5 protein-coding genes are annotated in these 3,526 nt (G+C 72.1%); 1 reads left to right on the top strand and 4 read right to left on the bottom strand.

The window, feature by feature from the left end:
• The 3 genes from VF697_RS02650 to VF697_RS02640 form a co-directional block, all read right to left on the bottom strand.
• A partial coding sequence (locus VF697_RS02650; RefSeq protein ID WP_331091883.1) for a hypothetical protein occupies positions 1–1,143 on the bottom strand: 1,143 nt, incomplete at its 3' end.
• 149 nt (positions 1,144–1,292) lie between these two features.
• Positions 1,293–1,883, bottom strand: coding sequence for a tRNA-uridine aminocarboxypropyltransferase (locus tag VF697_RS02645; protein ID WP_331091882.1), 591 nt, complete (start codon positions 1,881–1,883; stop codon positions 1,293–1,295).
• The gene (locus VF697_RS02640; protein ID WP_331091881.1) at positions 1,880–2,425 is read right to left on the bottom strand and encodes a hypothetical protein; all 546 of its coding nucleotides are present in this window, start codon (positions 2,423–2,425) and stop codon (positions 1,880–1,882) included. The genes VF697_RS02645 and VF697_RS02640 overlap by 4 nt, the downstream gene beginning before the upstream one ends.
• Before the next feature lie 210 nt (positions 2,426–2,635).
• On the opposite strand from VF697_RS02640, the gene VF697_RS02635 reads away from it, so the two are divergent.
• Positions 2,636–2,875: a hypothetical protein gene (locus VF697_RS02635; protein WP_331091880.1), complete on the top strand. Its 240-nt coding sequence runs from the start codon at positions 2,636–2,638 to the stop codon at positions 2,873–2,875.
• Positions 2,876–2,893: 18 nt separating this feature from the next.
• Here VF697_RS02635 and VF697_RS02630 read toward each other — a convergent pair.
• Positions 2,894–3,526, bottom strand: a 633-nt coding sequence (locus VF697_RS02630; RefSeq protein WP_331091879.1) for a DMT family transporter, incomplete at its 5' end; no start/stop codon positions are given.

Genomic DNA, 3,526 nt, shown 5'->3' with positions numbered 1-3,526 from the left:
GAGGGCCTCCCGCGTCTTGCCCTCGAGCCCCCGCGCGAGCTTCGCCAGGCAGGCGACGACGAGCGCGGTGGAGTCGTTCTCCCCCTGGCTGGAGGCGTTGCCGTACGCCCAGTAGCCACCGCGCTGCTGCTCGAGGATGCGCTCGACCACCTCGGCGCCGCGGAGCACCTGGGGCCGCTCGCCCGCGGTGAGCAGGGTGTCGCTCGCCCAGACGGTGTCCCAGATCTCCGCGTGGCACCACGCCTGGACGAGCCGTCCCTCGGCGTTGGGCACCCGCAGCCGCTCGATGTACGCGATGCCCCGGCGGATCGCCGGATGGGAGGGGCCGTGGCCCAGGGCCCGGAGCGCGAGCAGGTTGAGCATGGTCCCCATGACGGTCCACATCCAGGCCCCGCCAGGCTCCTGGAGCGCGAGGATGCGCGCCTCCAGTGCGTTCAAGGCCCGGGAGCCCCGGCCGAGCTTGCGCGTGAAGGCGTGGGTGGCGCGAACCCAGGGCGAGCGCTCGGCGGCCTTGTGGAACAGGACGGCGAAGGCCGGCATGGCCTGCAAGAAGAACATCGAGAGGCGGTGTCGGGAGCGCTCCAACGGCTTCGCGTCGAGCAGCAGGCGAATCACCCCCGAGGTGCCCGGGAGCGCGGGGAGCGCCCGCGAGTGCTCCGGATGGATGGAGTCGCACAGGATGTCCGCGACGGCCTTGTAGAAGCCGAACCCTGACTCGTCCGCGCGCCGGCCCGACGCGAGGAAGCCCCGCGCGCGGCGCTCCGCCTGCTCCAGGCGCGCGCGCAGCTCCGGAGCGCGCTCCAGGGCCTCCCGGTGGTGCTGGCCGAAGACCTGGAGTGCGAGCAGGACGATGCGGGTGCTGGGCCGGGTGGAGGGGCCGCCGGCGTAGGCGATGAAGCCGCCATCCACCGCCTGGTCCGCCAGCAGGTTCTCGACGAGCGTCCGCTCCCGGGTGAAGCGGAGGGCATCCTCCTCCCCCAGGAGGTTCGTCGAGAGCAGCCCCATGCTGGTGTGCATCGGCCCGGCGAGGGAGGGACTGTGCCAGAGGGCGTCGGGGGCCTGGCGCTGCTGGAGGTAGGCGAGGCCCGAGTCGAGCAATCGCGAGAGCTCGCGGTCGGGTGAGGAAGGACGTCCCGTCGTCATGGCTATGAACCCCCGTTGTGTGCTGCAACTTGATTTCTCCGACAGCATAGAAATCAAGTGACTCACGGCGAAAGCGGGAAAAGGGGTTCAAGCTTCCAACCGTCCTGAGTGAACGGTGGCACTTTCCGCTTCCGGACCCTCCGGGTGCCCTACTCGTCGTCGCCGAAGCGGCCCCGGCTGGCCAGGACGCGGTCGATCATCACCTCGTGGAGCTCGTAGAGCGGGCGGGCCCGCTCCTCGCCCTCGAGCACGGCGAGGGCCCCGGCGATGGCCTCCACGGTGGACATGCCGTAGGGGTGGGGCGAGCGGCGCAGGCGCCGGGTGTCCGGGGCGGGGGGCGGCAGGGTGAGTCCCGGCAGCCGGCGCAGCTCGGGCAGGCGCTGGTACATGCGCCGGGCCTGCGTCCAGTTGCCGTCCAGCACCACCAGCCGCTCGGGCGGAGGCGTCCCGGGAGGAGGGGGCTGGGCATCCGGGAAGAGGAGCCAGGTGCCCGGCGCCATGAGCACCGACACATCGAAGGGCTGGCCCGGGGCGCCATAGGTGAGGATGTGGCAGCGCCGCAGGGCGAGCGCCGCGAGGCGCGCCGTGTTGGTGGACTTGTTGGCTTCCTTGTTGTGGCGGACCACGAGGAAGTCGGTGCGGTTGTCCACCCGGGGCACCTCGGCGCACAGGCACAGCGCCGAGGGCAGGTAGCAGTGGGGACAACGTCCGGAGAGATCCTCCGGGGTGCGAGACCTCATTTGCCCTGACGATAGCGCTGCATCAACTCGCGCGCCTCGCGCAGCTTGGCCTCGACGAAGCGGTCCTCGGCATCCACCTCCTCGTCCGCCTCCAGGGCGAGCTGGAAGAGGGCCGACAGGCTGGCCGGATTGATGTCCAGCCACTCGGCGGTCCGGTCGAGCACGTTGCGGCGGCGGCCGGCGAACGTTTCAGGGTTCTCGTCCGGCATGCAGCGGCAGATGCGGGCCGAGTCGGCGGCCACGTCCACGTAGAGGCCGAGCACCTCGGTGTCCAGCTCGCTGGCGATGGCGGCGGCGGCCTCGGTGACGTGGGCGGCCAGGGCGAGCGCGGCGGAGCGCTCGGTCATCGAGCGCACGAGGTACACGCGCCAGCCGGCCTCCCCGAGCGTCCCGGCGGCCTCGAGCGGAGCGAGCTCCGCGGGAGGGGCGGAGATGCGCGTGAGGACGCGGCGCACGGGGGCCTCGATGTGCTCCAGCTGCGCGCTCGAGGTCGGGCAGAAGAAGACGACGCGGTACTCACGGCTGTCGACGGAGGGTTCCATTCGGGTACTGCTCCCGTGGGCGCGGTCGGGATGGAGAAAGAGGAACACTCCCCTGGCCCGGAGCGCAAGCGGGTAATTGAGGGAGGGCGGACGGACTGCTACACGGGAGGCATGTCCATCACGCTCTATATCAAGAACGGTTGAACGGGTTGTAAGTCAGCGCGGGAGTTTCTCGCGCACAAGACGGTGCGGGCGGAAGTGCGGGAGCTGGTGAAGCAACCGCTGAGCGAGGCCGAGGTCCGCTCCCTGGCGGCGAGGCTGGGGGGCGTGCGGGAGCTCATCGCCCCCAAGAGGAAGGCGGAGCTGGGCTCGCTGGGGGAGGAGGAGCTGGTGCGGCACCTGGCCGCGAACCCCCAACACGTCCGCCGGCCGCTCATCGACACGGGGAGCCAGCTCCTGGCGGGCTTCACCGCGGACGTGAGGGCCGCCCTGGAGAAGCAGCTGGGCTGAGTCCCGCCCCCCTCCGGGTCACCCCATACCCGTGGGGACCGGAGCGGGCGCCGGCTGGGCACGGAGCTCGCTGGCGACCCAGACGCCGGAGACGAGGACGACGAGGCCCCCCAGCAGTCCCAGCGGGCCCAGGGCCTCGCCGAAGACGAGCTGCCCGACGACGGCGGCGGTGAGGGGCTCCAGGTAGGTGAGGGCCCCGGCGGCGGCGCTGGGGATGCGGCGCAGTCCGACAATGAACAGCGTGTTGCCCACGAGGCCGCACGAGACGCTGCCGACGATGACGAGCAGGAGGCTGCCGTCGAGCGCGGGAGGCAGGGCGTCGCGGCCGAAGACGAGCAGCAGCGCGAGGGCGGAGAGGGGGGCGTGGAGGGCGGTGACGGCGAGGGGCGAGTACGCGCGGGAGGCCACCTTCGAGCCCAGGACGTTGGCCATGTAGAAGAGGGCGCTGGCGCCGCCGAGGAGGCCGGTCCAGGGGTCGGCGAGTCCACCCTGGGGAGTGTCCAGGAGGAGCGCGAGGCCGACGAGGGTGAGGGGTGCGCCGACGAGGGCGCGGGCGGAGCGGGGCTCGCGCAGCACCCAGGGGGCGGCGAGGGCGATGAGGAGGGGGGCGAGGTAGTGGGTGAGGACGGCGACGGCGAGGGGCCCGCGCTG

The sequence above is a fragment of the Archangium sp. genome, assembly GCF_036388035.1.
Classification (GTDB): Bacteria; Myxococcota; Myxococcia; order Myxococcales; family Myxococcaceae; genus Archangium.
This window is presented reverse-complemented; position numbering and strand designations above follow the sequence as displayed.

Excerpts from the sequence above, each read along its gene's own strand:
- VF697_RS02645 (WP_331091882.1), bottom strand. The coding sequence starts at position 1,883 with ATGAGGTCTCGCACCCCGGAGGATCTCTCCGGACGTTGTCCCCACTGC.
- VF697_RS02640 (WP_331091881.1), bottom strand. The coding sequence starts at position 2,425 with ATGGAACCCTCCGTCGACAGCCGTGAGTACCGCGTCGTCTTCTTCTGC.